The organism is Asaia spathodeae NBRC 105894 (assembly GCF_025994195.1).
GTDB classification, from domain to species: domain Bacteria; phylum Pseudomonadota; class Alphaproteobacteria; order Acetobacterales; family Acetobacteraceae; genus Asaia; species Asaia siamensis.
Map to the genome: position 1 here is coordinate 39,159 of NZ_BAPY01000004.1, position 25,687 is coordinate 64,845.

The window sequence follows — 25,687 nt, forward strand, 5'->3', positions numbered from 1 at the left end:
GGCGGTACGGGCAGCACTCAGCCCGCGCCGCCACCGCATTGCGCTCCTGACGGCCTTTTATTGCCGCAGGGAAGAACGCCCAGAAGAGGACCCCGCTTTTCGCGTATGTCAGCCAAGATCACGCGCCTGCGGATAGCGGGTTTCAAGAGTTTCGCCGATCCTGCCACGATTGATATTCTCCCCGGGCTGACTGGCATTGTCGGCCCCAATGGCTGCGGCAAGTCCAATGTCGTAGAGGCCCTTCGCTGGGCCATGGGGGAAAGCTCGGCACGCGCCCTGCGCGGTGGCGAGCTTGACGATCTGATTTTCGCGGGCACGAGTGCACGTTCGGCGCGGTCTCTCGCCGAAGTAACTCTCTGGCTCGAAGAGGCAACCGGCCTCGCTCCCGCCCCCTTCGCTGAAGCCGACGGGCTGGAGATATGCCGACGCGCTGAACGGGGTTCAGGCAGCGATTTCCGTCTCAACGGGCGCGCCCTGCGCGCACGCGATATCACGACACTTTTTGCCGATCTGTCCTCAGGCGCCCGAAGCTCTTCGATCGTCAGCCAGAACCGCGTCAGCGCGCTGATCAGCGCCAAGCCGGAAGAGCGCCGCTCGCTTCTGGAAGAAGCCGCAGGCATTACCGGCCTGCACGCCAGACGCCACGATGCCGAACTCAAGCTTCGTCAGGCTGAAAGCAATATGGAGCGGTCGGAAGATCTGCGTCAGCAGATCGAGAGTCGCCTCGAGCAGCTCGAGGCGCAGTCGACTCATGCGCGTGCCTATCGAAATCTCTCTGAGTCGATACGCAATGACGAACAGGCCCTGTCCTGGGTAACGTACAGACGTGCCGAACTTCTGGTGGAACGCACCACCGCCCTGTTGCAGGCAGCAGAAAAAGAGCGCGATGAGTCGGCTGCCGCAGCGAGCATGGCCGAGCAGGAGCGCACTGGTCAGAGAGCACTCATCCTTGAACTGCGAGAGCAGGTCGAAACCCTGCGTGAAGCACGGGACAGGCTGCGTGTGGTCGCTGAAACCACGCGTGAGGCCCTCGCACAGGCTCTCAATGCGGCAGAGCAAAACGCACAGCGTCAGGTCCAGCTGCAAGCCGACCAGCAGATCGCCCAATCGCGCCTTGACGAGGCACAGGCAAGGCATGCCGGGCTCACAGAGGCCATGGCAGAACTCGAAACCCTTCTGACAGGGTTTCCGGACAAGCTCACAGAGCTGACGCAGACCGCGCAGGAAAGCGCCGCCGCGCTGGTCGCGTCAGAAAAAACGCGTCAGGCCTTTTCGGATCGTCTTATGAGCGAGCGTCTGGCAGCGCAGAGCCTGCAGGCAGAGCACGAGACAACCACAAAACGGATCGCAGCCCTCAACGAAGAGGAGCATCAGCTGGCGAAGGCGCTGGATGAGGTGAAGTCCAGGCTCCCTGATGAAGCCAGTCTTTTTGCTCTTCAGACGTCACTCGATGAAAAACGGCGCCAGCGCAGTGCTCTGGAAGAAGAAACCGCCAGGCTGACCCGTGCCCAGCAGGATGCGCGTCTGGCGCTTTCACAGGCTGAACAGGAAGCCGATCAGGCCGCCCGTGAGGCCGGGCAGGCGCGCGAGACCCTGTCACGCCTTCAGACAAGGCTGCAGGCGCTTGAGGCGCAGTGCACCCGACATGAGACCGAACTCGAATCCCTAACCCGAGCTTGCCTCAGCGAGGCAGAGCTTCTCGAACTCGAGACAGAGGCTGCCCGGTTACTCGCTGCGCGCGACAAGGCACGCCAGGAGGCCGAGCAGGCCCGGGCAACGGTGAGCCAGCATCAGCAGGCCCTCTCACATGCCGAGGCTGAAGCGCAGGGCGTTGCCCGGCAACGGAGCCTGCTCCAGCGTGAATACGAACAGGCGAGTGAAGCGCAGGCCCGCCATGAGAGCCAGATAGAAACGCTCTCTGCCCAGCGTTGCGAACTCGTTGCGCAGATGCCTGCTGCCGAAGCGCTCGAAGCCGCCCAAACGGCCCATGCGCAGGCGCAAGCCACCGTCTCGACCCTGACAGCACAGAGTGAGACCCTTTCTGCCGAACGCAATCTCAGCCGTCAGCAGCACGAGATGCAGGAAAAAGCGCGACGGGAAACGGCCGCCAGCGTTCTCGCCCTGCGCGCGCGTCGTGAAGCTCTGGCGGCGACACATCAGGCAGAGGCCCTGCCTTCGCCGCTGATCGACTCGCTCATTATCCCGCCGGGTCTGGAGCGTGCGATCGCCTCTGCGCTCGATGCGACACTCGATGCCTCGCTCGACGAAAACCAGGATCGCGCCTGGGCACAGCTTCCGCCCCTGGCGGCGCAGCCTCTCCCGCAGCCTGCGCTGAGCCTGCTCTCTCTGGTTGATTGCCCGCCCGCCCTGCAGCGTTGCTTTGCGTCGATCGGGCTGGTCGATTCTGTCGAGGCTGGCGCAACGCTCCACCAGAGTCTGTCGCCCGGCCAATGCCTCGTCAGCAGGGATGGGGCCCTCTGGCGATGGGACGGCTATCGTGAGGCCGCCAATCTGCCATCAAATGCGCTGAGCCGCGTCGAGCATCTCAACGCGATCCGAGCGCTCGAAGCCGAGATTGAGCAGAAAGAGCGTGCGCTCGCTCCGCTGACAGAGCATGTGACGACACTTGAGCAGAAAGAGCGTTCTCAGACCGAGCAACTGGCCGAGTTGCGCGAAACCCTGCATCTGCAGGAAGCCGCACTCACGGCAAAACGCCATGATGAGACCATTCTTCTCACCCAGCGCGACCGCATCAGCAGCCAGCTCGATCGTCTCGACCAGACACGTGAAGAAGCCGCTATCCAGCGCGACGAGATGGCCAGACGCGTTGACGCTGCGAGAGAGGCGCTTGGGTCTCTCGCAGCGGAAAGCACGCTCAAGACGCAGATTGACAGCCTGCGCGAGACGCTCGCCAATACACGCCAGATAGCTGATCGCGCACTGAATGACGCCAGGCGTCTCGAATCGGACCATGGTGCCGCGCAGGAAAAGGCCACCCGCCTGAGACTGCAGGAAGAGTCCAACGCTACCAGATCGCGCACCCTGACGGCTGTACTGGCTCAGGCACGACAGGATCTCGCCGAGATCGTCTCGCAGAAAACGCAGATTGCGCAGACAGATCACGACGCGGCACTGACCCGATGCGCCGAAGCACGAGACAGACAACGTACGGTCCTGAAGGATTTCGACACACGGCTCAACGCATCCAGACAGGCGCTTGAAGCGCTCGGCAGGGAAATCGGCGCGACAGGAAGGGATCTGCAGACAAGACGCGACCTGAAGCTCAGCCTGTCCAGTCGCCTCTCGGCGCTGCTGCCCCAGCATGATTCCGTGAAGAAAGCCCGGGCTCAGGCAGAAGCGCAGCAGCGTGATCTTGCGCCCGTGCCTGACCTGACCCCCCTGGAGCAGGATTTCCAGAATGCACAGGCTCAGGAAGCGGCCCATCGCGAAGAAAGCGCTCGCCATCAGGAAGCACTCCGCGAGGCAGAAGCTGCCCATGACCGCGCAAAACAGGAAAAAACGCAGCTCTCCGTCCGACTGAGTGAAAACAACACGCAAAGCCTGGCCCTGCAGGACGATCTGACCCGGCTTCAGGCCCGCGTCGCGCTCGGTGAGACGGAATGTGCGCGGAGCGATGCCGAGAAGATCCGCCTCGAGGCCGCTTCGCAGGAGAGCAACGGTGCCCTTGAAACCGCCGAAGAGGCTTTCGCCGGTGCTGCAGCTTCACTCGCCGGTCTCGAGGCCGCCCTCGAGACGCTGGCAGAAACGCGGAGGGACGCCGAGCAACGCTGCGCCTCTGCCAGAGAGAACGCCATCCGCCTGCAGGAGCGCCTGACCCAGGCATGCGGCCAGCTCGAGAAGCTCACGGAAAGCCGGGAGACCGCTCCACCAGAGGATTTCGACCTGCCTCTGACGGAGCAGAGCGAGACCACCCTCAAGCGACGCCTGAGCCGGGCCCTCAAGGAACGAGAAGCCCTCGGACCTGTCAATCTGCTGGCTGATGAGGAATATAACGAGGCCCGCAACCAGTCGGATCATCTGATGCGCGAGCATGAGGAGCTGGGCTCGGCCATTGGCCGTCTGCGTGGTTCGATCAACATGCTGAAAAAAGAGGGGCGCGAGCGACTTCAGGCAGTATTTGTCGAGGTCGACCGGCACTTCCAGTCCCTGTTCAGCCGCATGTTCAATGGTGGCAAGGCCCATCTTGGACTGGTCGGCAGCGATGACCCACTTGAGGCTGGGCTGGAAATCTTTGCGCAACCGCCCGGCAAGAAACTGTCGACTCTCTCGCTTCTGTCTGGCGGAGAGCAGGCCCTGACGGCGCTGTCGCTCATTTTCGCAACGTTCCGCTGCCAGCCTGCCCCGCTCTGCATTCTCGACGAGGTCGATGCGCCGCTCGACGATGCGAATGTCGAGCGGCTGTGCGGGCTGCTCAAGGATATGGCCGAAGAAGCAGATACGCGTTTCCTGATCGTGACCCATCACCAGCTCACCATGGCCCATATGGACAGGCTTTTCGGCGTCACGATGCAGGAGCGCGGGGTCAGTCAGGTCCTGTCCGTCGATCTCAGCCTTGCAACCTCCTTCGCTGAAACGGGTTCTCTGGCTGTGGTGTCGTGATCGAATGCGGTTATAACCATGTCTTTATTGTGTTTTCCTGCCGATACCGCCCATAATGGTCGATTGACGCCCTAGCCCAGAAAGGCCGATCCGATTTCCTTTTCGCCCCCTCATCTTCCCGATCTGTCGAAGCTGAGCGCCGGTCGCGGTCTGCGCGTGGTGGGCGATGTGCATGGCGATCTCACCGCTTTCGAACATGCGGTTGCGACCGATCGGTTTATCATCCAGCTCGGCGATCTGGTGGATCACGGGCCTGACAGTGCCGGAACGTTGCGGCTCATGCTTGATCTGATCGATGACGGGCGTGGCCTGTTCATTCTGGGCAATCATGACCGCAAGCTGGGGCGCGCGCTCGAAGGCAGAAGGCTGAGACGCGACCCGCCTCTCGAGGAGACGCTGCGCCAGCTTTCGGGCCCGGTTCAGGCTGGTCTGCGCGAGCGTGCCTATGAGGCTATAGCCGAGGCCCCGGCATGGATCGTTCAGGGCAACATGATTTTCGTCCATGGCGGGTTTCACACCGATATGATGTTCGAAGCCCCGCCCCCGGCGCTTGGTGCCATGACCCCCCTGCTGTCACGCGCACTTTTTGGTGAAACCACAGGCCGTATGCAGCCTGACGGTTATCCCGAGCGCCGATTGCGCTGGATCGATCATATTCCTGCCGATCATATCGTCTATTGCGGTCATGACCGGCGCTCGACCGATGGCCGCCCCTGGATACGCGATGGACGCAACAGTGGTCGCGCCATCTTCACCGACCTTGGCGCCGGAAAAGGCGGCCATCTTGCCTGGATTGATCTGGATGTCTGAACAAGAAACACGTGCGCTCCTCGAACAGCATCGTCAGAGCATCGACAATATCGATGCGGCGCTGATCCATATGCTGGCAGAGCGCTTTCGCCAGACGCAGGCGGTAGGCGAACTCAAGGCCCGCTCGGGCCTGCCCGCTGCCGACCCTGCCCGCGAGGCGCGTCAGATCGAAAGACTGCGCCAGCTTGCCTCTTCGGCCCGGCTCGATCCTGACTTCGCGGAAAAGTTTCTTGCGTTCATCATACGGGAAGTGATCCGACATCATGACTCAATTGCCGGGCGCAGCCCGCGCTGAACCGGAGAGCGTGACATGACGGCGCATCATCTCATCCTCGTCAGACATGCGCAGGCCACGCACGACCTGTTCGGCGTTCAGGACCGTGACCGCCCCCTGACGGAGCGGGGCGCACAGGACGCAGAAAGCCTGGGCGAAAAGCTTTCAGCTATCGGGATCGATCTCATAGGCGCCCATCTGTGGCACAGCACAGCCAGACGCACGACGCAGACGGCCCACGCCATTGCCGGGCGCCTGCCGTCATCCTGCGTCGTGCATGGTCTCGATGCGCTTTACGATCTCGATCTCTACGGTATTCTCGAACTGATTCGCGAAACACCCGGCGCGGTCAAAACGCTGATCATCGTGGGGCACAACCCGGCAATCGCCGAGACCTGTCGTCATCTGGCAAGCGATGCGATTGATGGGCCAATCGCCCGGGAATTGATGAAAGGGTACGAGCCCGGCACCACGGCCCTGTTTACGGTCATCTCCGACTGGGTCGGTCTTTCACCTAATACGGCGACACTTGGCACCGTACTTCACCCATAAGTTGATTGCCTCTTCCTGGCTAAATTCCTAAGGCACGTCCATGGCTGATCACGACACAAACGGATCCACTCCCGAAACGGCGACCCTCAGCATAGGCGAGCGCTCTGCCGTATTTCCGATCCTCAAGGGCAACCTTGGCCCTGATGTGATCGATATCCGCAAACTCACTGCCGATACGCAGATGTTTTCCTTCGATCCCGGCTATGGTGAAACGGCGTCCTGCCGCAGCGCCATCACCTTTATCGATGGTGACGAAGGCGTGCTGCTGCATCGCGGCTATCCGATCGAGCAGCTGGCGACCGAAGCGAGCTTTACCGAGACGGCTTATCTGCTGGTCTATGGCGAGCTGCCCAGTCGTGAGGATTACGAACGCTTCCAGCAGGATCTGAAAGAACAGGCCCTGCTTCATGAGCAGATTCGCAATTTCTTCAATGGCTTCCGTCGCGACGCCCATCCCATGGCTATTCTCTGTGGCACCGTCGCAGCGCTCTCGGCCTTCTATCCCGATGCCGTTGATATCTCGCACGAGGCCTCGCGTGATCTCTCCACGCGCCGCCTGATCGCAAAAGTGCCCACCATCGCGGCATGGGCCTATAAGTATACGGTTGGTGAGCCTTTCGTTTACCCTGACAATAATCTCAGCTTCTCAGAAAACTTCCTGAAAATGCTGTTTGCCAAGCCGAATGCTGAATACAAGGTCAACCCGGTTCTGGCGCGTGCCATCGATCGCATTCTCATCCTGCATGCCGATCATGAGCAGAATGCCTCGACCTCAACCGTGCGCCTTGTCGGTTCGACGGGCTCGAACCCGTTTGCCTGCATCGCAGCCGGTATCGCGGCACTCTGGGGCCCCGCCCATGGCGGCGCGAATGAAGCCGTTCTCGGCATGCTGGCGCAGATCGGCACGCGTGAGAACATCCCGTCCTTCATCGCCCAGGTAAAGGACCGCGAAAGCGGTGTGCGCCTGATGGGCTTTGGCCATCGCGTCTACAAGAATTTCGACCCGCGCGCGAAAATCATGGAGCAGACCTATCACGAGGTCGTGGCCGAGCTTGGCCTCAAGCATGACCCGATGTTCGATCTGGCCGCAGAACTCGAAAAAATCGCCGTCAACGATCCCTATTTCGTGCAGCGCCGGCTCTATCCGAATGTCGATTTCTATTCAGGTCTGATCCTGAAGGCGATGGGCATCCCGACTTCGATGTTCACCGTGCTCTTTGCTGTGGCGCGCACAGTAGGCTGGGTCAGCCAGTGGCGCGAGATGATCGAGGAACCCGGCCAGCGTATCGGCCGCCCTCGCCAGCTTTATGTGGGTGAAGCCCGTCGCGACTATATTCCGCAATGTCGACGCAGCTGAGCGGCGTCACGCCCTGAAACGAAAAAAGCCGGAGATTTCTCTCCGGCTTTTTCTTTGCCTGGGCCAGAAAGCCCGGGCATCATATCTTCGATGAAAAACCAGACCGAAGGCTAGCAGTCACATCCGGGTGTGGCGCCCTTGTCCTGACGGACGATATGATGGTCGATCCATTCCGAAACCAGACGACGCGCCTCGTTCAGCGAGGCTTCGGGATGGTGAATGCGATAAAGGGTCGTGCATGCGGTAAAAGCCTGAATATCAGGCTGGCCCACATCCCGCAGCTCTTCATACGCTGTGATAACAGCGCGTTCGCACTTTCGGGAAATGCGGTTGAGGTCAACAGTCACGCAAACTGATCCTAGTTGAGAATTATTATCAATTAGCGCATTGTAAATCTTTTCCGATGGTAAATGCAAGCATCGCCTATCGAACGAAAGCGCGAGGATTTTCTCTTCTTATTTCTCTTACTTTTCTCGCAAAGGACGGATAATCCTGCACGCCAGTAAGATCATGGAGTAATAACAGATGGCTCTCAGCAACGAGATCAACGGTGGCGCAGTCCGTCAGACACAATGGGACAGGGATGCTGCGCTCACGACGGCGCGTATCCTGCTTGAAATCAAGGCCATCAATTTCCGCCCTGAAGAGCCCTACACCCTGACCTCGGGCTGGAAGTCGCCTGTCTATATCGACTGCCGCAAGATAATTTTCTTTCCCCGCGCCCGCGCCAAGATCGTCGAACTGGCTGTCGAGAAAATCGGTCGTCATATCGGCTATGAGAGCATCGACTGCGTGGTCGGCGGTGAGACAGCCGGCATTCCGTTTGCCGCCTGGATTGCAGACCGCATGATGGCCCCCATGGCCTATGTGCGCAAAAAGCCCAAGGGCTTTGGCCGTAACGCCCAGATCGAGGGCGATGTGCCGGAATCGATGCGCACCCTTCTGGTCGAGGATCTGACGACCGATGGGGCCTCCAAGGTTCGCTTCGCCAATGCCCTGCGTTCGGCAGGGGCGATCATCGATCACACCTTTGTCGTCTTCTTCTATGGTGTGTTCCCCGGCGCCCAGAAGACCCTTGCCGACATGAACGTCTCACTGCATTCGCTCTGCACCTGGTGGGATGTGCTCGAGGCCTGTTCGGGCGCGAACTACTTCTCCGAAAGCGACATCCATGAGGTCCGTCGCTTCCTCGAAGATCCCTGTGGCTGGTCGAAGGCCCATGGCGGCGTCGGCAGTGCTGAAGAAGCCGCGGCCCTCAAGGCCAAGGCGGAAGGCTGATTTGTCTCTCCCTCCGGGACGTGTGCTTGCCTTTGACTCGGGCATTGGGGGGCTTGCCGTTGTGCAGGCCCTGCGTACGACCCTACCGGAAAACACGCGCATCGACTATCTCGCCGATAACGCGCTGTTTCCCTATGGCGAGCAGGAAGATTCCCTGCTCGTCGCGCGCCTTCTCTCCCTCATGGAAGAGCGCATCACCCATCTGCGCCCTGATGTCGTGCTTATTGCGTGCAATACAGCCAGCACGATCGCGCTGGATGCGCTCAGAGCCCGGTTTGACGTGCCGTTCGTTGGCTGCGTACCACCGGTGCGCTGGGCGGCCCGAGTCAGCCAGAGCCGCGTCTTCGGGCTTCTGGCGACGCGAGGCACGGCGAGACGCCCGTATCTTCGCAGCCTGAGAGACAGCTACGCGGCTGATTGCGAAATGATCGTGCATGGCGCCCGCACTCTGGCAGATCTGGCAGAGCAGGCCTTTCTCGGCCGCTCTGTCGACGATGCTCTGGTTGCCGGAGAATTGCGCCATCTGTTCGAGGCCCCTCAGGGGCAGAAAATCGACACGATCGGCCTTGGCTGCACGCATTACACGTTTCTGACTGATGCCTTCCTGCGTCTCTGCCCGCCGGATATCAACTGGCTGGATCCGGCCGTACCTGTCGCCCAGCAGGTCAACCGGGTGCTCGAAATGCGTCGTGAGCAACCCGGACGCAGGGACCTGCCTGAGAGCCTTACGCTGACCGGGCCAGCCGCCGATAGTGCGGCGCTGAAACAGGCAATTGCCCGACTGGGCTATCACGACATCACCTTGCTGGAAGGTGCGCTCACGCCCTGAGAGCCGCCTCCTGACAGGCGGCGGAGAGTCTCAGTTGACGCGGCTGACCGTGTAGGAAGCGGCATCGATCATCAGCTGCCGTATCGGGCTGTCAGGGAAGATGGACAGTGCCTCGATGGCGGCTTCGGCATAAACGCGCGCACGGTCGATTGTTGTCTGGATGGCACCGCGCTTTTCGATGAGTGCGAGCGCATGGGGCAGATCCTCATCGGTCTGCTCTCCGGTCTCGATCACGCGCAGCCAGAAAGCGCGTTCGGCTTCGTCGCCGGCCTGGAAAGCCGCGAGAACCGGCAGGGTGATCTTGCCCTCACGCATGTCGTCACCGACGGTCTTGCCCAGAACCTGCTGGTCGGCAGCATAATCAAGCGCGTCATCGACAAGCTGGAACGCCATGCCAAGATTGGTGCCATAGGCATCAAGCGCAGCTTCTTCCTGCTCCGAGCGGTCGGCAACCACAGCACCGACACGGCAGGCTGCGGCGAAAAGCGCTGCCGTCTTGCCGTGAATGACTTCGAGATATTTTTCGATAGGCGTCGAGAGATCGTTCTGCGTTGCCATCTGCAGCACTTCGCCCTCGGCGATGGTTGCAGAGGCCGCTGAGAGAATGGCCATGACTTTCAGCGATCCATCAGCGGTCATGAGCTGGAAGGACCGGGCGAACAGGAAATCGCCGACAAGAACCGATGCCTTGTTGCCGAAAACCGCATTGGCCGAAGCCAGGCCACGGCGCAAAGTGCTTTCATCAACAACATCATCGTGAAGCAGCGTTGCTGTGTGGATGAACTCCACGCAGGCAGCGAGACCGACATGACGCTGGTTCTGTGCCGAGGGCACGTATCCACAGAGCCGGGCTGAGGCAAGGGTCAGGAGCGGGCGCAGCCGCTTGCCACCGGCCGCAACAAGATGCGCACCAAGCTGGGGAATAAGCGGGACGGGGCTTTGCATGCGCGCGACGATCTCGCGATTGCAGGCCTCCATATCCTCTTTAAGAAAGGCCGAGAGCGCGTGCAGGGCCGAGCTTTCACGACTTGATTCGCCGGACCCGTCTTGTGTCTTGATATCGGTCACGCTGTCGGCAGCACCCAAGGCAAATCTCCACTTCAAACTTGGCCACTGACGACCCTGATGCAGTATAAGGCACGAGCCGGGCTTCCTGCCGGCGCTATGAAACACCGTGGCAGAAATCGAACTTCATGCATGACCCAGCCAGACCGGAAGACCAGTTCTCGGACAGTCCAAACCATATGAGCGGCGCTGCGCCCACGGTCAACCCGGCCACCCTAAAAGCTGAGGCCGCAGCGGTGACGACAAGCGAGACGATGGAAGGATATCTGCTCGACCGACGTGTGCGTTACAGACAATTCACCCAGGGCTACCGCACGGGAATCGAACCTGTCCTGATGGCCGCTTTCGTTCCGGCCCAGTCAGGGCAGAGCGTACTGGAAGCCGGTTGCGGTGCGGGGGCCGGGCTTCTCTGCCTCACCTCGCGCTGTCCGGATGTCAAAGGAGTTGGGCTGGAAGCCGATGGAGCGACCGCGCAACTGGCCATGCAGAACATGCGTGACAACGACTGTGCCACGCGGGTGACGATCCTGCACGGGAGCATTCCTCATGTCCCGCCTGCCCTGCGGCAACTAACCCCAGGCGATAATGGCCGTTTCCATCACGCCATGGCCAATCCCCCCTGGCATCCGGCTGATCATACGGGTGCCAGCGATGCCAGAAGGCGTCTCGCCATGACGATGCCGGAAGGCGGCTGGGAAGAATGGATCACCACACTGGCACGCTGGGTGCTGCCCGGCGGTAGCCTGACCCTTGCGCTCCCGGCATCGGTCGTCGACCGTGCCTGCGAGGCACTGCGCCATTCGGGCTTCGGAAGCCTCACCTTGCTGCCGCTTTGGCCCAAACAGGGACGCGCCGCCAAGATTGTTCTCCTGCGGGCCATACAGGGCGGCAGAGGGATGTTTTCCCTCCTGCCCGGTCTGGTGCTGCATCGCGACGAGGGGGGATATACTGCGCAAAGCGAAGCTGTCCTGCGCGAGGCGAACGCTCTCCCGTGAGGAGCCTCCCCCAAGACCAGCTGACGGGAGGCCGTGAGGCCTCTCCGATAGAGATCAGCGTGGCGTGAAGACCGACGTACCGCCACCATCGACGACAAATTCCGAGCCTGTGAGATAGGCCGATTCATCAGCGGCAAGAAAGACGATCATGTTGGCGATGTCGGCGACATCGGCGAGGCGACCGAGCGGGTTGAGATGACGCCCCAACTCGTCCGCACTCACGCCAAGTGTCTTTTCGGCATAATCGGCCATAGCCGTTTTCACATAGGTGGGATGCACCGAGTTGACGCGGATATTCTGCGGCGCCAGCTCCGCAGCAAGATCCTTGGTCATGATCCTCACCGCCCCTTTGGAGGCGCCATAAAGCGCATGCCCGGTCGAGCCTCTTAAACCGGCGATAGAGGAGAGATTGATGATTGCTCCCCCTTTGCGCTCTGCCAGATAGGGCACGACATGCTTGGCGCCAAGAAAGACACCCGTGACATTGATCGCCATCAGGCGGTTCCATGTCTCGAGCGTGATCTCGGTAACGGGTGCGATAATGTAGATACCCGCGTTATTGACCAGTACATCGATACCGCCGAAACGCTCTTTCGCCTGGGCATAGGCGGCGATCCACTGCTCTTCTGATGTGACATCGTGCTGCAGGATCAGAATATCGCCCCCCGCCTGCTTTACGAGGGTCTGAGTTTCTTCCAGCCCGCTCATATCGACGTCGGTCGCAACGACTTTCGCCCCCTCCTTCGCAAAAAGGAGTGCCGCGCCGCGCCCGATTCCTGCGCCAGCCCCGGTGATGAATACGGTCTTGTTTTTTACGGTGACAGCCATTTTGTTCCTCTCCGGATCATGAAGATCACGACAGAAGAAGAACGTTCAGAACCAGAACCGAGTTCTGACACCATTACTTGATGTGATCACACCAAATATCACGCCATTTCTTTATCATAAATGAGAAATCTGCATTTTCACCACCAAGCAAGACGCCTCAGGCGAAGAAGATCAACGAAGTATATAAAAAAAGGGAGGGGTTTCCCCCTCCCCTGTTCTCAGGAGGCGAACACATCCGCCTCGAAAGCCTCTTCCCATGACCCCGTGGTGGATGCACGGGAGTATTCAGTGGCGCGGTTTTCGAAGAAATTCGCGTGCTCGACAGCATTGAGCATGTCGTCGAGCCAGGGCAGCGGATTTTCTTCGATGCCATAGAAAGGATCGAGCCCGAGCTGGGTCATGCGACGATCGGCAATGAAGCGGATATAGCGCTTCACCTGATCGGCGCTCAGCCCCTCGACATCACCCATCTCGAAAGCGAGATCGATGAAGGCGTCTTCATGCTCGACCGTCGTGGCACAGATCTCTGCCAGTTCAGCGCGGAAATCCTCGGTCCAGATCTCGCTGTTCTCACGCACGAACGTACGGAACAGGCGGATCATCGACAGGCAGTGCAGAGTCTCGTCACGCACAGACCACGAGACGATCTGGCCCATGCCCTTGAGCTTGTTGAAGCGCGGGAAGTTCAGCAGAATTGCAAAGGAGGCAAAAAGCTGCAGCCCTTCCATGAAGGCGCCGAACGCCGCCATGGTCTTGGCGATTTCGCGCTTGTTGTTGATGTTGAAGGACTGCATGAAATCATACTTGTCCTTCATCTCCTTGTATTTCAGAAACGCCGAATACTCCGTCTCCGGCATGCCAATGGTATCAAGAAGATGCGAATAGGCCGCGATGTGAATCGTCTCGATATTCGAGAACGATGACAGCATCATCAGCACTTCGGTCGGCTTGAAGACCTGGCTGTAATACTTCATGTAGGCCGAGTTCACCTCGACATCAGCCTGGGTGAAGAAGCGGAAGATCTGCGTCACCAGATGACGCTCGCCTTCGCTCAGCGTGCGATGCCAGTCTTTCACATCATCAGCCAGGGGCACTTCTTCCGGCAGCCAATGAACGCGCTGCTGGATCAGCCACGCATCATAGGCCCAAGGATACCGGAACGGCTTATAGACCGGATTGGCGGTCATGAGATCGAAATGCTGCTCCTCGGCGAGCGGCGCGCCCTGGTTCTGTGTCTCACTCATTGGCTTTTCCTGACTCTGGTATGCTTTGTCTGTGTCTTGGCGGCATGACCGCCGGTTTCGTTGCGGCTCAGGGTCAGAACCGTGCTGCCCTGCGCGTCATCAAGCAGAAGTCTGTCTTGCACCATACGCCAGGATTTGACCTGAGACGCTGCGGCAAAAACGGCATCTTCCTGCGTCATGCGTATGCCGGGGCAGGCCATGCGGGTTCCGGCAATCGGCCCGAAAGTGAAGCTCTGCCCGGTTGCGCTGACATGGCCCATCATGCGATTGCATCCGCCTGTGCCCGAAAGAAAACCGTCAGCCCGGAACACCATGAAAGCGGGCGCCTCGGCGCTGATCGGCTTTTCGCCTACGGCGTCGATCTTCCAGTTTCCGACCAATGCCGTCGGGAGAGGGATTGTCACGGGCTCGACAACGATCGTCCCTTCGGCGGGTACCGTGCCGGTCCCCATGATGGCTTCCTTGCTGATATAGAGAAGTCGGCCATCGGCACGGATTTCGGCACGCAACGCGTAGCGATGGCCCGGCTTGAAGGCTGCCGGATCATAGGAGAGCGCATAGCCAAAGCTCTGCGTGCCGACGGGCGCGAAAACGGTCTTGCTCAGCGTGATCGAAGGCGCATCAGCCAGGCTGACATCGTCGAGCATCACCGCCAGCTGGGCATTCGCAGGCAGGTCGACCCTGCCTTTTATCGTGACCAGGCCGCGCAGGATAATCGAGGCAGCAGACTGCGCCTCATCGGCCCATGCTGCCCCAGCAAGGCTTGCAGGCATGACCCCGAGAACACAGGCCGCGAGGGTGAAGGCTCTTACTGACATGACAGGCATTCTTCATAGCTTGTCGTCGCTACGGGCTTCTTGGCAGCTTCAGCCGCATTCGAGCTGTAGTCTTCTTCCTCGAGAATATTGGTCTTGAGGGCCATGTCGCTCACAGCATCAGCACGCTGGATCGAGAGCGAGCGGCAGTAATAGAGCGACTTCACACCACGCTTCCATGCCAGATAATGAATTTGGTGCAGATCGCGCTTATGGATATCGGCCGGAAGGAACACATTAATCGACTGTGCCTGGCAGATGAACTGCGCACGGTCGGCCGCATGTTCGATCACCCAACGCTGATCCAGTTCAAAGGCCGTCTTGTAGACATCCTTCTCATCCTGGGTGAGGAAATCCAGATGCTGGACCGACCCCTTGTTCAGTGTGATGGATGACCAGACCGCATCATTATTCTGGCCCTTCTGTTCCAGAAGCTTGAGCAGATGGCGGTTACGCACGGTGAACGAGCCGGAAAGCGTCTTCTGTAGGAACACATTGGCCGAGATCGGCTCGATACCGGGGCTCGCATTGCCGGCGATGATCGAGATCGACGCTGTCGGTGCGATGGCCATCTTGTTCGAGAAACGCTCCATAAAGCCATATTCCTCGGCGTCAGGGCACGGTCCCAGTACCTCGGCCAGATGCTTCGATGCCGCATCGGCCTGGGTCTTGATCTGCTCGAAAATACGCTTGTTCCATACGCGGGCCATCACGCTTTCAAACGGGATGTTGCGCGCCTGAAGGAAGGAGTGGAACCCCATCACACCCAGACCGACCGAACGCTCTCGCATGGCGGCATAACGCGCACGTTCCATGTCATCGGGTGCGCGGTCGATGAAGTCCTGCAGCACGCGATCAAGGAAAAGCATGACGTCTTCGATGAATTGCGGATTATCTTTCCACTCGTCCCAGGTCTCGAGATTGAGCGACGACAGACAGCAGACGGCCGTACGGTTCTTGCCGTGATGATCGAGGCCTGTGGGCAGCGTGATTTCCGCGCAGAGATTGGAGGTCTTCACCTCCAGCCCGGCAAGCTTGTGATGCTCGGGGCGCGCCTTGTTCACGTGATCCGAATAGATGATGTAGGGTTCGCCCTGCTCCATGCGGGCCGTCAGGATACGGATCCAGAGCTGGCGCGCGGAGATGCTGCGGACGATGGACATGTCCTTCGGCGAGCGCAGGCCCCATTCGGCATCCTGCTCGACGGCGCGCATGAAATCATCCGTGATCAGCACACCATGATGAAGATTGAGCGCCTTGCGGTTCGGATCGCCACCCGTGGGGCGACGCATCTCGACGAATTCCTCAACTTCGGGGTGCCAGACCGGCAGATAGACCGCAGCCGAACCACGGCGCAGCGAGCCCTGCGAAATGGCCAGTGTCAGGCTGTCCATGACGCGAATGAACGGAATGACGCCCGAGGTCTTGCCGTTCTTGCCGACATTTTCACCGATCGAACGCAGATTGCCCCAGTAGGAGCCAATGCCGCCGCCCTTCGACGCCAGCCAGACATTCTCGTTCCAGAGGTCGACAATACCGCGCAGGCTGTCATCCGCTTCGTTCAGGAAGCAGGAGATAGGCAGACCACGCGTGGTGCCGCCATTGGACAGGACCGGCGTGGCAGGCATGAACCAATGCTGCGAGATATAGTCATACAGGCGCTGCGCATGGGCTGCGTCGGCACCATAATAGGACGCTACGCGACCAAACAGATCCTGATAATGCTCACCCGGCAGCAGATAGCGGTTATCGAGCGTCGCACGGCCGAAATCGGTCAGAAGAGCATCGCGAGAGCGGTTGACGCGCACGGGATGATGGCCTTCAAGCTGCACTACATCGTCGAACATGTCCGGCTCGGCCTCGATCTGCTGCGGTGCGCGGTCACAAGGCTCGGGCAGCACGTCAGCCGATGCAGAAACAGTCTCACTGGTCGTGTCGTCTAGCAGGCTCACGGGCCATCTCCCCAAGATCTAACCGGGACCGAAATCCCAAATTCAGAGTGTCCTCTTGGCGCAAGAGCCGCCCCCGAGACAAGCAATATATCGGGTTAAATTTCACCCCCAACACTACATATGGTGTTGACAGGGCAAGAAGCCCTTGAGGAACCTAAGGTTCCATGGATGAGGTTTTTTCACTCCGTCAGAGAGCGTGGCCGCGATGTCACAGGATGCGCGATGAACATTTCGCGTTGCGCCGCGTTGGCTGAGCAACCGGCCCGGATCGGGCCCGGAAAAGCAGGAGATCTTGCAATGACGATCAAGAAATCAGCCAGCGCCCAGTGGAGTGGCGGCCTCAAGGATGGCAAGGGCAGCATCTCGACCCAGAGCGGCGCGCTGTCAAACCAGCCCTATGGCTTCAACACCCGTTTTGAAGACAAGCCGGGCACGAATCCCGAGGAACTGATCGGCGCAGCCCATGCTGGCTGCTTCACCATGGCGCTCTCGATGATTCTTGGCGAAGCCGGTATGACAGCCACCTCGCTTGAGACCAAGGCAACCGTCTCGCTCGACAAGACCGAGTCCGGTTTCGAGATTTCCAAGATCCATCTCGATCTCAAGGGCAGCGTTCCCGGCGCCGATCAGGCGAAGTTCGAGGAGCTTGCCACAAAGGCGAAAAACGGCTGCCCCGTTTCGCAGCTCTTCAAAGCTGAGATCACCCTGACAGCGACTCTGGGCTGAACAGGCGTCATGGCCACTTTCGAGAAAGTGGCCATGACCCGCAAAGCCAATTCAGCCGCGGTTACGATGCCAGCTGTTCTGGGCATGATCACGCAACAGATGATCGACCAGAATGCAGGCCATCATGGCCTCTGCCACCGGTACGGCCCGGATACCGATACAGGGGTCATGACGCCCCTTGGTCATGACATCGATGTTTTCGCCATGACGATTGACTGACGGCACAGGCACGAGGATCGAGCTGGTCGGCTTGATCGCAAAGCGTGCGGTAATGGGCTGCCCGGTAGAAATACCCCCGAGAATACCCCCCGCACGATTGCCCTCGAAATGTAGAACACCATCATGCATACGCATCGGGTCTGCATTTTCTTCGCCACGCAGGGCGGCCACACCGAACCCTTCGCCGATCTCGACAGCCTTGACGCCGTTGATGCCCATCAGACCCGAGGCGATATCCGCATCGAGCTTGCCATAGAGCGGTGCACCCAGACCGGCCGGGAAGTTTTCAGCAACGACTTCAACCAGCGCCCCAATGGAAGACCCGTCCTTGCGCACGCTGGAGAGCAGACCTTCCCACTCGATGGCCGTGATCGGATCAGGACAGAAAAGCGGGTTACGCAGAACCTCGTCCCAGTCCCAGCGGCTGCGATCGATAGCAAGCCCCCCAACCTGAACGAGAGCCGCCCTGATCTGAGCTTCCTCGCCGAGCAGTTCGGCTATTACCCGTCGGGCAACGCCCCCGGCGGCGACCCGGCAGGCCGTTTCGCGTGCGGAGGAACGCCCGCCACCACGATAGTCGCGATGACCGTATTTCAGATCATACGTAACGTCAGCATGCCCGGGTCGATAGCGCAAGGCGATGTCGGAATAGTCTTTTGAACGCTGATCGGTATTGTCGATCATCAGCGAGATCGGGGTCCCCGTCGTCCTGCCTTCAAACACACCGGACAGGATACGGACCTGATCGGCCTCCTGACGCTGTGTCGTGAATTTCGACTGGCCGGGTCGCCGACGATCCAGCCACGGCTGGATGTCGGCTTCGCTCAGGGCGATACCCGGAGGGCACCCATCAATGACGCAGCCAATGGCGGGGCCATGGCTTTCACCCCAGGTCGTGACCCGGAACAGCGTCCCAAAACTGTTATCCGACATCTCAGCCTTCTGAAGATGCGACGGCGATATCGGGCGCTGTCGGGTTCTTCATGCCAACCACGTGGTAGCCGCAATCGACGTGATGAACCTCGCCCGTGGTGCCCGAAGAGAGATCAGACAGGAAATACAGGCCCGAACCGCCGACATCCTTGAGCGACACATTACGCTCCATCGGCGCGTTGAGCTGGTTCCAGCGCAGGATGTAGCGGAAATCACCAATGCCGTTAGCGGCGAGAGTCATGATCGGACCGGCAGAGATCGCATTGACACGGATATTGTCCTTGCCCAGATCGGCGGCCATGTAGCGCACGGAAGCCTCAAGCGCTGCCTTGGCAACACCCATCACATTGTAATGAGGCATGACGCGCTCTGCACCCAGATAAGAGAGGGTCAGCAGTGAGCCGCCATCGGTCATGAGCGCAGCTGCGCGGCGCGCAACAGCGGTGAACGAGAAGCAGGAGATATCCATTGCCTTGAGGAAGGCATCGCGAGGCGTATCGACATAGCGCCCACGCAGGTACTGCTTGTCGGCCCAGCCAATGGCATGAACGACGAAGTCGATCTTGCCCCATTCCTTCTCGATTTCGTCGAAAGCGCGGTCAATATCGGCGTCATCGCTGACATCGCAGGGAATGACCAGCGATGCCCCGACGCTCTCTGCCAGAGGCTTGACCCGCTTGCCCAGCGCTTCACCCTGATAGGTAAAGGCAAGCTCTGCCCCCTGAGCAGCGCAGGCTGAAGCGATGGCCCAGGCAATGGAGCGGTCATTGGCGACGCCCATCACAAGGCCGCGCTTGCCCGTCATCAGCGTCCCGGTGGGGAGATCGAACGAAGCGGTGGACATGAGGCAGATCCCGGTTAATGTCAGCAAAAGAAATAATAACGAACCGCTACGTCGCACATGCCCGCTGCGCAAACAAGTCTGGAGATGACACGTTAGAGGGGGCGACAAAGACGGAACGAAGACAAGCAGGAGGCACATTACCATGCCCGACGAAACCACCCTTCCCCTTATCCCGCTCGACGCAGACCCGTTCGTGCTTTTTGCAGAATGGATGAAGGAAGCCGAGGCCAGCGAACCGAACGACCCCAATGCCATGGCCATCGCAACGGCTACCGCGTCTGGCGTGCCGTCAGTGCGCATGATCCTGCTCAAGGGGGCTGATGAGCGCGGTTTCGTCTTCTATACCAATCTGGAAAGCCGCAAGGGTGGCGAGCTTCTGGCAAATCCCCATGCCGCGCTGCTTTTCCACTGGAAGTCGCTTCGCCGTCAGATCCGCATCGAAGGCCCTGTCGAACCGGTAAGCGAGGAAGAGGCGGATCGCTATTTCGCCAGCCGCAGCCGCAATTCGCGCATCGGTGCCATCGCTTCCGACCAATCACGCCCGCTGGCCGATCGTGCCGAATTCGAAGACCGCATCAGACAGGTCACGGAGCGTTTCGAAGGACAGGAGCCCGTGCGCCCTGCCAACTGGTCCGGCTTCAGGCTCGTGCCACAGCAGATGGAATTCTGGCAGGACCGTCCCTACCGGATGCATGACCGCGCCACCTGGACACGACGGGAAAATGACTGGGCTGTGACGCGCCTCTATCCCTGAGTGACCTTCATACCGGGGAATGCTTGCGGGCGTTCCCACTCTTATCAGCGACCGATCATCAAGCGAGACTTTCCATGGCAAACGACGTCCGAAACATCCTCGTCCCGCTCAATGGCGCAGGCAATATCGATGCCGTTCTGCGCGTGGGGCTTCTCCATGCCCGTGCTTTCAATGCCCATCTCTCGACCGTGCTCGTCGGCGACGACCCCAATGAAATGGCAGCCCTGACCGGCGAAGGCCTGTCGAGTTCAATGATCAACGAGATGATGGAAGCCGCCGAGCACGAGGCGCACAGGCGCATGCTGCAGGTGCGGTTGAAATTCGACGCGTTCGTCAAGGAAAACGATATCGAGCCCAAACAGGGCTTCCTTGAAAATGACCCACTCACCCAGTCCCGCCTGAGCGCCTCTCTCGAATTCCTGACGGGCTCGGAGCATGAAGCCGTTACCTGGCGCGCGCGTCTGTCCGACATTACGCTGATGCCCCATCTCGGCCCGAATGATAACGCGCGCGCTTCAGAGGTTCTGCACGCCGTACTGTATGACAGTGGCTGCCCTCTTGTCATCGCCCCGCCCAGCCCGCCGGTCACTTCGGGCAACCGCCTCTGCATCGCGTGGAACGGGACGGCAGAAGCGGCGTCGGCCCTGCGCGGCGCCATTCCCTATGCCAAACGCGCCGAGGCGGTGCAGATCCTGACCAGCGTCGACTACCACCGGCGCGGCCCGGAAGCCGATACGGTGCAGGATTATCTTAGACTGCACGGCGTCAATGCCGAGATCAGGGTCTTCAAGGGGATCGACCGGGATGTCGGTGCGGGCATTCTGGCAGCCTGTGCCGATTTCGGTGCAGACATGCTGACAATGGGGGCCTACTCGCATTCCCGCCTGCGCCAGATGATCCTTGGCGGGGCCACACGTCATATTCTGGAACATGCTGAGCTGACCGTGCTCATGAGCCGCTGAGGGTTTTGCCATACTGCGTCGGACATGCTACCGCCGCATGATGCGTGCTTTGCTTTCAGACGCCGAATGAACCGCATCAGCCTGAAACGCGCGGCAGGTCGCTCTCTTCTCGTTCTGGCGCGCTTTTATGTCGACCTGACGATCCGCACGACGCGCTGGACAATCACCGGCGCGCCGGAATCTTTCCCGTCGCTCCTGCAAACGTCCGAACGTCCGGCAGATGGCTGCATCACCGCAGCATGGCACCGGACGCTTCTGATGCTGCCCGCCATGTGCCGCTGGGCGCATCATCAGAAGCCCGACCTGCCCATAACGGTCATGATCAGTCGCAACCGCGACGGTCGCTTCATCAGCGACCTCATCGCCCCATGGAATATTGCGAGCATCGAAGGCTCGAGCGACCGTAACGGCAAGAACAAGGGTGGCAGCCGTGCGCTGCGTGAGGCCTGCATCGCCCTCAAAAACGGTGCGATCTTCATGATCACCCCGGACGGTCCACGCGGCCCGGCCGAGACCGTGCAGGCGGGCACAGAAACCCTTATGCGCCTTACCGGCAAACCACTGGTGCCCATCGGAGCCGCCTGCACTGGCTTCACCCTGCCCAGCTGGGACCGGCTGAGGGTACCACTCCCTTTCGGGCGCGGCTATCTGCTTTACGGCGCGCCATGCACCTATCCCATGACGGGTGACGAGATAGCTGCAAAGCTGAAGACGCTCTCGGCTCGCGCAGAGAGCAGTCTCGCCCTAGGGCGCGCCACACTCGCCGATCGTCTGTGGATGGCGCTGGGTACGGTCCTGCTTCCTGCACTACGCGCCATGTCACTGATCCGTCTGCGCCGGGGGAAGGAACGGCTCGACCGGCTGCCGGAGCGACGCGGACGCACCGGACTGGCACGCCCGCAAGGCACGATTCTCTGGCTTCACGCCGCCAGCGTCGGAGAAACGCATTCGATCCTGCCGCTTATCGCGGCCCTGGCGGAACGCCACCCGACGCATCATTTTCTGGTCACCACCGCCACAACCAGCGGCGCGGATATCATCGCCGCCTATCAACGCCAGGCCGGTCCGCTGGCATCGCGGCTGATTCATCAGTTCATTCCCTACGACGTACCGCTCTGGACAAGGCGTTTTCTCGATCACTGGCGTCCCTCGGCCCTGCTCCTGACCGACAGCGAGCTCTGGCCGGGTATCATTCTTGCCTGTACGCGCCGCGCCATCCCCGTCGGGGTGCTCAATGGCCGCCTCTCCGTACGCTCCTGGCAGCGCTGGGAGAAAATGAAGCGTTTCGCGCCGCCACTTTTCAAACGTCTCGCTTTTGTCGCGGCCCGCGGCGCGGAAGATGCCCGCCATTTCGCCGCGCTGGGTGTGCGCGATGTCGTGTGTTTCGGCGATCTCAAGCAGAATGCGCCGCCCCCTTCGGTCGATCATGAAGAACTGGCCGCGCTTCGGGCCCATATCGGAAAGAGACCGGTTTTTCTGGCAGCCTCCACCCATGATGGCGAGGATGAAATCGTCCTGCGCGCAGCGGCCCTGGTGCGTCGCACCCTGCCTGACCTTCTGACGATTATCGCCCCCAGGCATCCCGTGCGGGGGGAGCAGATTGCCGCGCTCGTCACGCCGTCTCCGCCGCGACGGTCACTCGGACAAAAACCCTCTGACGCCGACCCGATCTGGATTGCCGATACGCTTGGCGAACTCGGCCTGTTCTATCGTCTGGCCCATTGCGCCCTGATCGGCAATTCACTCCTCCCTTCCGGCGGCGGCCATAACCCGTTCGAGCCTGTCCGTCTTGATGTCGTATTGGCGACAGGGCCCTACCATGGCAATTTTCGCCCTGCTTTCGAGAAACTCGGGGGCTTCGTGACAGCTATTAAGGGTGAAGAGGATCTGGCTGAGTGGATCGGAGCAGTGGTGGATAACCCGACAACATGGCAGGCCAAGACCCGGCAGGCGCAAGCCGCCATTGCCTCGCAGGAAACTGTCCCAGCAGCCCTGCTCGACAGGATTGACGCGCTGTGCGTCTGAAATTGGGTCCACCGCATTTCTGGAAAGAGCAGAATCCCGGCTGGCAGGCCCGGGCGCTTGCCCCTGCGTCTTGGGTCGTCGGAACCCTGGCGCATATCCGGACGCTGCGCGCCTCTCCTACTGTCTCGCCCCTGCCCGTTCTGTGCTGCGGCAATCTGAGCGTCGGAGGGACCGGCAAGACAATTCTTGTGCATGATCTGGCCCGTCGCCTCGAAAACCGTGGCGAGAAACCGCACATCCTGAGCCGGGGCTATGGCGGAAAATTGCAAGGCCCGTTGCGCGTCGACACCGCCCACCACACAGCGCAAGACGTGGGCGACGAACCATTCATGCTCGCCCAGCAATTTCCGGTCTGGATTGGCGCCAATCGGGCGGGGACAGCGAGGCTCGCCGCCGAATCAGGCGCTACATGTCTGGTGATGGATGACGGGCTGCAAAATCTCACCCTGCGCCAGACACTCAGATTGATCACGATCGATGGTGGCGCAGGCATCGGAAACGGACGCACCCTTCCCGCCGGGCCACTGCGCGAGCCGGCCTCCAAGGGGCTGAGCCGTGCAGATGCGGTCGTGCTTATCGGTCGCGACGACACAGCACTCGCGACACGCCTGCCCCCTCACCTGCCTTGCCTCGCCGCCAAGCTGATCCCCTCGGCTGCCATCAGGCGATTACAGGGCAAGCAGGTCATCGCGTTTGCCGGCATCGGGCGTCCGGGCAAGTTTTTCGACATGCTGTCAGATGCCGGGGCAGCCCCGATGCGCATGATCACCTTTGACGATCATCATGACTATACCGAGCGCGATTGCCGGCGCCTGTCCGTGCTTTCGCATCAGCCCGGCGCCGTTCTGGTGACCACCAGAAAGGACTGGGTCAAGCTTCCGGACTGGCTACGCAGCGATGTTGTCGTGATTGACGTCGAGCTGCTCTGGGCCGATCCTGAAGCACCGGAAAGGCTGCTGGACCTACTCCTGACGAATGTGTAGAGCCGCCTCATGAGCGAGAAACCTGCCGTTACCCTGCTACACCGTGCCGAATATGCTGCGGCGCGTCTCTGTCTGACCGGGCTTTCCTGCCTCAATCCGGCCACCGCCTCCAATCTGGGTGGGTGGCTGGCCCGCAGGATTGGTCCTCGCCTGCCGGTCTCACGTGTAGCCGATGCCAATATTGCCCTCGCCATGCCGAAAACCGCAGCAGCAGAGCGGGCACAGATCATCAGCGATGTATGGGACAATCTCGGCCGCACCGTTGCCGAGTTTCCGCATCTGGCTCGGTTGAAACAGGATACGGCAACCGGTCCGGGCTGGAGCATTGCCAATGCCCATATCCTCGAGGAAATGGCCGCGACAAGGAAGCCGGTCATTTTCTTTTCCGGTCATATTGGCAACTGGGAAATGCTTCCCCCGGTGGTGGCACGATATGGCCTCCCTTTTGCCTCTTTCTATCGCGCTGCGGGTAATCCTCTGATCGACAGGCTGATCATTGATCTGAGGGCAAAGGCAATGGGATGCGACGTGCCCATGTTTGCCAAGGGTGCCAAAGGCGCGAGGCTCGCTCTGCGCCACCTCGCGCAAGGCGGACATCTGGGCATTCTGGGTGACCAGAAGATGAATGATGGCATCGAGTGCCGGTTTTTTAACCTGCCTGCCATGACTGCGTCAGCTGCGGCGACCTTTGCGGTGAAATATGACTGCCCGATCGTGACCGGGCGAATCATCAGACTGGGGCCCGCCCGGCTTCATCTGGAGGTCGGCCCCGTGCTGATGCCCGATCAGTCTATGCCGAGGCAGGATGAGATCGGATCACTAACCCAGCAACTGAATGACCGTCTCGAAAAATGGATCAGGGAAATACCGGGATGCTGGCTTTGGCTGCATCGTAGATGGCCCAAAGAACTCTATGCTAGAAAATCGCGCTGAGGCGAAGCATCGGCCTCAAGGCAAGTGTCTCCCAACCGACGAGAGGCATGAATACAAGATACAAATTAGATGAATACTCTATATATTTCATGAACATGGAATATATCAGGTAAAAACCGGCCTTTTGGTTTCGCATACCCAATTTGCGCGTAGACGAAACAAACCATTGCTTTTATGCAACACCGCTTCAATCTCATGACAAAAAATGTGCGTTGGACGTAATTTAACGTTGAGACCGGCGGCTTTTGCCGTCTAGCCTCGGAGTTGCACCAGAAATGAGGACGCAACGTATGGCCCAGACGCTGCCGTTTCCCAAGAACGAAACTCCAGCACCTCTCAGCAATGTGATTCCACTGCGCTTTAATGTGTTGCCCCGTCATCGCGAGTATCTCTCGCAGTGGCTGCAGGCCGGTTTGGCCATGGGGCTGTGTGATGCCGATATCGAGACCGAATGCTTCGAAGGACGCGACGAAGCTGTGGCCCATATCCTGATCTGGGTTCGCGAGAACGCAGACCCTGCCTACATGATCAAGCCACGCGGACTGCGCTGGGTTCTGATCGACCATATCCGCGAGCACGAGCTGGGTGTCTATGCCAGCCTCGAACTCGCCCTGCACACGGTGCGCCCGGTCCTGCCGCTCAAATCCATCGCGGCAGCCTGAAAATCTCGCCTGTCGCCCCCAATCAAA

At 60.1% G+C, this 25,687-nt stretch carries 23 protein-coding genes; 15 read left to right on the top strand and 8 right to left on the bottom strand.

Features of this window, described 5'->3' with window-relative positions; translation table 11 throughout:
• The first annotated feature begins 105 nt into the window (after window positions 1–105).
• From AA105894_RS03720 to AA105894_RS03740, 5 genes are all read left to right on the top strand, one after another.
• Window positions 106–4,620 (top strand): AAA family ATPase, encoded by a 4,515-nt coding sequence (locus AA105894_RS03720; RefSeq protein ID WP_267310544.1) that lies wholly within the window; start codon window positions 106–108, stop codon window positions 4,618–4,620.
• 93 nt (window positions 4,621–4,713) lie between these two features.
• Window positions 4,714–5,430, top strand: coding sequence for a metallophosphoesterase (locus AA105894_RS03725; RefSeq protein ID WP_373316723.1), 717 nt, complete (start codon window positions 4,714–4,716; stop codon window positions 5,428–5,430).
• The gene (locus AA105894_RS03730) at window positions 5,423–5,725 is read left to right on the top strand and encodes a chorismate mutase (protein ID WP_188425314.1); all 303 of its coding nucleotides are present in this window, start codon (window positions 5,423–5,425) and stop codon (window positions 5,723–5,725) included. Before AA105894_RS03725 ends, AA105894_RS03730 begins: the two co-directional genes overlap by 8 nt.
• A 15-nt stretch (window positions 5,726–5,740) precedes the next feature.
• Window positions 5,741–6,256, top strand: coding sequence for a SixA phosphatase family protein (locus AA105894_RS03735; RefSeq protein ID WP_267310545.1), 516 nt, complete (start codon window positions 5,741–5,743; stop codon window positions 6,254–6,256).
• A gap of 40 nt (window positions 6,257–6,296) precedes the next feature.
• On the top strand, window positions 6,297–7,613 hold the full coding sequence (locus AA105894_RS03740) for a citrate synthase (protein WP_267310546.1): 1,317 nt from the start codon (window positions 6,297–6,299) through the stop codon (window positions 7,611–7,613).
• Window positions 7,614–7,723: 110 nt separating this feature from the next.
• Here AA105894_RS03740 and AA105894_RS03745 read toward each other — a convergent pair whose 3' ends face one another.
• Complete coding sequence (locus AA105894_RS03745; protein WP_025841883.1) at window positions 7,724–7,960, bottom strand: hypothetical protein; 237 nt, start codon at window positions 7,958–7,960, stop codon at window positions 7,724–7,726.
• 178 nt (window positions 7,961–8,138) lie between these two features.
• On the opposite strand from AA105894_RS03745, the gene AA105894_RS03750 reads away from it, so the two are divergent.
• Complete coding sequence (locus tag AA105894_RS03750; protein ID WP_267310547.1) at window positions 8,139–8,891, top strand: orotate phosphoribosyltransferase; 753 nt, start codon at window positions 8,139–8,141, stop codon at window positions 8,889–8,891.
• A gap of 1 nt (window position 8,892) precedes the next feature.
• Entirely contained in the window at window positions 8,893–9,720 is an 828-nt protein-coding gene (locus tag AA105894_RS03755; protein WP_267310548.1) for a glutamate racemase, read from the top strand.
• A gap of 30 nt (window positions 9,721–9,750) precedes the next feature.
• Here the strand turns inward: AA105894_RS03755 and AA105894_RS03760 are convergent, their stop codons facing one another.
• Window positions 9,751–10,806: a polyprenyl synthetase family protein gene (locus AA105894_RS03760; RefSeq protein ID WP_267310549.1), complete on the bottom strand. Its 1,056-nt coding sequence runs from the start codon at window positions 10,804–10,806 to the stop codon at window positions 9,751–9,753.
• A gap of 107 nt (window positions 10,807–10,913) precedes the next feature.
• Here AA105894_RS03760 and AA105894_RS03765 point away from each other — a divergent pair, with 107 nt between their 5' ends.
• On the top strand, window positions 10,914–11,780 hold the full coding sequence (locus AA105894_RS03765; RefSeq protein WP_267310550.1) for a tRNA1(Val) (adenine(37)-N6)-methyltransferase: 867 nt from the start codon (window positions 10,914–10,916) through the stop codon (window positions 11,778–11,780).
• 54 nt (window positions 11,781–11,834) lie between these two features.
• Here the strand turns inward: AA105894_RS03765 and AA105894_RS03770 are convergent, their stop codons facing one another.
• The 4 genes from AA105894_RS03770 to AA105894_RS03785 all read right to left on the bottom strand — a co-directional run bounded on the left by AA105894_RS03770 (window position 11,835) and on the right by AA105894_RS03785 (window position 16,619).
• Window positions 11,835–12,608, bottom strand: coding sequence for an SDR family NAD(P)-dependent oxidoreductase (locus AA105894_RS03770; protein ID WP_267310551.1), 774 nt, complete (start codon window positions 12,606–12,608; stop codon window positions 11,835–11,837).
• Between the two features lie 218 nt (window positions 12,609–12,826).
• Window positions 12,827–13,852 carry a ribonucleotide-diphosphate reductase subunit beta gene (locus AA105894_RS03775; RefSeq protein WP_267310552.1) on the bottom strand — a complete coding sequence of 342 codons (1,026 nt, stop codon included), beginning with the start codon at window positions 13,850–13,852 and terminating at the stop codon, window positions 12,827–12,829.
• Window positions 13,849–14,670, bottom strand: a complete 822-nt coding sequence (locus AA105894_RS03780) for an META domain-containing protein (RefSeq protein WP_267310553.1) — start codon at window positions 14,668–14,670, stop codon at window positions 13,849–13,851. Before AA105894_RS03780 ends, AA105894_RS03775 begins: the two co-directional genes overlap by 4 nt.
• Complete coding sequence (locus tag AA105894_RS03785; RefSeq protein WP_371869818.1) at window positions 14,661–16,619, bottom strand: ribonucleoside-diphosphate reductase subunit alpha; 1,959 nt, start codon at window positions 16,617–16,619, stop codon at window positions 14,661–14,663. The genes AA105894_RS03780 and AA105894_RS03785 overlap by 10 nt, the downstream gene beginning before the upstream one ends.
• Before the next feature lie 297 nt (window positions 16,620–16,916).
• Here AA105894_RS03785 and AA105894_RS03790 point away from each other — a divergent pair, with 297 nt between their 5' ends.
• Entirely contained in the window at window positions 16,917–17,345 is a 429-nt protein-coding gene (locus AA105894_RS03790) for an OsmC family protein (RefSeq protein WP_267310554.1), read from the top strand.
• A gap of 51 nt (window positions 17,346–17,396) precedes the next feature.
• On the opposite strand, the gene aroC is transcribed toward AA105894_RS03790, so the two are convergent.
• Together aroC and fabI are read right to left on the bottom strand one after the other, a co-directional pair.
• Window positions 17,397–18,497 carry a chorismate synthase gene (gene aroC / locus AA105894_RS03795; RefSeq protein ID WP_267310555.1) on the bottom strand — a complete coding sequence of 367 codons (1,101 nt, stop codon included), beginning with the start codon at window positions 18,495–18,497 and terminating at the stop codon, window positions 17,397–17,399.
• Window position 18,498: 1 nt separating this feature from the next.
• Entirely contained in the window at window positions 18,499–19,341 is an 843-nt protein-coding gene (gene fabI, locus AA105894_RS03800; RefSeq protein WP_188425303.1) for an enoyl-ACP reductase FabI, read from the bottom strand.
• 142 nt (window positions 19,342–19,483) lie between these two features.
• Between fabI and pdxH the strand changes: the two genes are divergently transcribed.
• The 6 genes from pdxH (at window position 19,484) to AA105894_RS03830 (ending at window position 25,660) form a co-directional block, all read left to right on the top strand.
• Window positions 19,484–20,095: a pyridoxamine 5'-phosphate oxidase gene (gene pdxH, locus AA105894_RS03805; protein WP_267310556.1), complete on the top strand. Its 612-nt coding sequence runs from the start codon at window positions 19,484–19,486 to the stop codon at window positions 20,093–20,095.
• Window positions 20,096–20,169: 74 nt separating this feature from the next.
• On the top strand, window positions 20,170–21,057 hold the full coding sequence (locus AA105894_RS03810) for a universal stress protein (RefSeq protein ID WP_267310557.1): 888 nt from the start codon (window positions 20,170–20,172) through the stop codon (window positions 21,055–21,057).
• Between the two features lie 66 nt (window positions 21,058–21,123).
• Complete coding sequence (locus AA105894_RS03815) at window positions 21,124–23,082, top strand: glycosyltransferase N-terminal domain-containing protein (RefSeq protein ID WP_267310558.1); 1,959 nt, start codon at window positions 21,124–21,126, stop codon at window positions 23,080–23,082.
• Complete coding sequence (gene lpxK / locus AA105894_RS03820; protein WP_306414305.1) at window positions 23,079–24,065, top strand: tetraacyldisaccharide 4'-kinase; 987 nt, start codon at window positions 23,079–23,081, stop codon at window positions 24,063–24,065. The genes AA105894_RS03815 and lpxK overlap by 4 nt, the downstream gene beginning before the upstream one ends.
• A 9-nt stretch (window positions 24,066–24,074) precedes the next feature.
• Window positions 24,075–24,998 (top strand): lysophospholipid acyltransferase family protein, encoded by a 924-nt coding sequence (locus tag AA105894_RS03825; RefSeq protein ID WP_267310560.1) that lies wholly within the window; start codon window positions 24,075–24,077, stop codon window positions 24,996–24,998.
• A 290-nt stretch (window positions 24,999–25,288) separates the two neighbouring features.
• Window positions 25,289–25,660, top strand: a complete 372-nt coding sequence (locus tag AA105894_RS03830) for a hypothetical protein (protein WP_025841896.1) — start codon at window positions 25,289–25,291, stop codon at window positions 25,658–25,660.
• The last annotated feature ends 27 nt before the right edge of the window (window positions 25,661–25,687 follow it).

Excerpts from the sequence above, each read along its gene's own strand:
- AA105894_RS03750 (WP_267310547.1), top strand. The coding sequence starts at position 8,139 with ATGGCTCTCAGCAACGAGATCAACGGTGGCGCAGTCCGTCAGACACAA.
- pdxH (WP_267310556.1), top strand. The coding sequence starts at position 19,484 with ATGCCCGACGAAACCACCCTTCCCCTTATCCCGCTCGACGCAGACCCG.
- fabI (WP_188425303.1), bottom strand. The coding sequence starts at position 19,341 with ATGTCCACCGCTTCGTTCGATCTCCCCACCGGGACGCTGATGACGGGC.
- AA105894_RS03735 (WP_267310545.1), top strand. The coding sequence starts at position 5,741 with ATGACGGCGCATCATCTCATCCTCGTCAGACATGCGCAGGCCACGCAC.
- AA105894_RS03830 (WP_025841896.1), top strand. The coding sequence starts at position 25,289 with ATGGCCCAGACGCTGCCGTTTCCCAAGAACGAAACTCCAGCACCTCTC.
- AA105894_RS03825 (WP_267310560.1), top strand. The coding sequence starts at position 24,075 with ATGAGCGAGAAACCTGCCGTTACCCTGCTACACCGTGCCGAATATGCT.
- AA105894_RS03730 (WP_188425314.1), top strand. The coding sequence starts at position 5,423 with ATGTCTGAACAAGAAACACGTGCGCTCCTCGAACAGCATCGTCAGAGC.
- AA105894_RS03740 (WP_267310546.1), top strand. The coding sequence starts at position 6,297 with ATGGCTGATCACGACACAAACGGATCCACTCCCGAAACGGCGACCCTC.
- AA105894_RS03775 (WP_267310552.1), bottom strand. The coding sequence starts at position 13,852 with ATGAGTGAGACACAGAACCAGGGCGCGCCGCTCGCCGAGGAGCAGCAT.
- aroC (WP_267310555.1), bottom strand. The coding sequence starts at position 18,497 with ATGTCGGATAACAGTTTTGGGACGCTGTTCCGGGTCACGACCTGGGGT.
- AA105894_RS03790 (WP_267310554.1), top strand. The coding sequence starts at position 16,917 with ATGACGATCAAGAAATCAGCCAGCGCCCAGTGGAGTGGCGGCCTCAAG.
- AA105894_RS03770 (WP_267310551.1), bottom strand. The coding sequence starts at position 12,608 with ATGGCTGTCACCGTAAAAAACAAGACCGTATTCATCACCGGGGCTGGC.
- AA105894_RS03720 (WP_267310544.1), top strand. The coding sequence starts at position 106 with ATGTCAGCCAAGATCACGCGCCTGCGGATAGCGGGTTTCAAGAGTTTC.
- AA105894_RS03765 (WP_267310550.1), top strand. The coding sequence starts at position 10,914 with ATGCATGACCCAGCCAGACCGGAAGACCAGTTCTCGGACAGTCCAAAC.
- AA105894_RS03780 (WP_267310553.1), bottom strand. The coding sequence starts at position 14,670 with ATGTCAGTAAGAGCCTTCACCCTCGCGGCCTGTGTTCTCGGGGTCATG.
- AA105894_RS03810 (WP_267310557.1), top strand. The coding sequence starts at position 20,170 with ATGGCAAACGACGTCCGAAACATCCTCGTCCCGCTCAATGGCGCAGGC.
- AA105894_RS03815 (WP_267310558.1), top strand. The coding sequence starts at position 21,124 with ATGAACCGCATCAGCCTGAAACGCGCGGCAGGTCGCTCTCTTCTCGTT.